The organism is Pacificimonas pallii (assembly GCF_019204005.1).
In the GTDB taxonomy this organism is placed as follows: Bacteria; Pseudomonadota; Alphaproteobacteria; order Sphingomonadales; family Sphingomonadaceae; genus Pacificimonas; species Pacificimonas pallii.
The window spans coordinates 1-628 of record NZ_JAGSPA010000011.1 but is presented as its reverse complement, the minus strand read 5'-3'; the positions used below and the strand labels follow the sequence as shown (position 1 = coordinate 628).

Sequence of the window (628 nt, the reverse complement as noted above, 5' to 3'; positions counted from 1 at the left end):
TTCCCACCGTGATTGTGAAGGCGCTGTAATAATACTCGCTTTTCCAATTTTCCCACTTTCGGGCAGTCCGGCAAGTCCTGAGCCATATCCTCTCTGATAGGCGTCCATCGCCAGAACAGCTTTGAAAATCGTGCTGGTCATATAAAATTACCTCCTGCGAAAATCGCCATGGCGTAAGAGTTGGGATAAAGTTGGGTCGGTTGTCGGCGCAAAATCATTGTCAAGATGCGGCTCAGGATTGTTCCCCAACCAGACTAGTCGTCCCGCTATCGTCTGCGTTACTTTTTCGTCCGTTGTCTCGATCACCAATCGCTGCAGCGTGTAGTCGCCCCCAAAGCTGTCAGCGAGGTTATCTGGGTTAACATGTGCGACGCTCGCCGGATCACTAAGATCACGGAAGCGAACGAATTTAGGATAGTTTTCGGCAGCGATTACCGCCTGGTAGTCGCGGCTGGAAAGTCCCTCAGCCATAGCTCGCATGCCGCCGCAGCTGCCGCTTATGTCGTAGTCGGCCTCGATCTGCGGCAGGAAAGCATCAAAAGCCTGACCCGCCTTCAGGAGAGCGAAAAGAGTGTCTCCATTCGGCAGGTCGACAACGACCGCCTCACCGATTTCCTTCGCCCTTGCA

1 protein-coding gene is annotated in these 628 nt (G+C 53.5%); it reads right to left on the bottom strand.

Annotated elements, in window-relative coordinates:
• Positions 1–147 precede the first annotated feature (147 nt).
• Positions 148–628, bottom strand: a 481-nt coding sequence (locus KCG44_RS14295) for a hypothetical protein (protein WP_218446801.1), incomplete at its 5' end; no start/stop codon positions are given.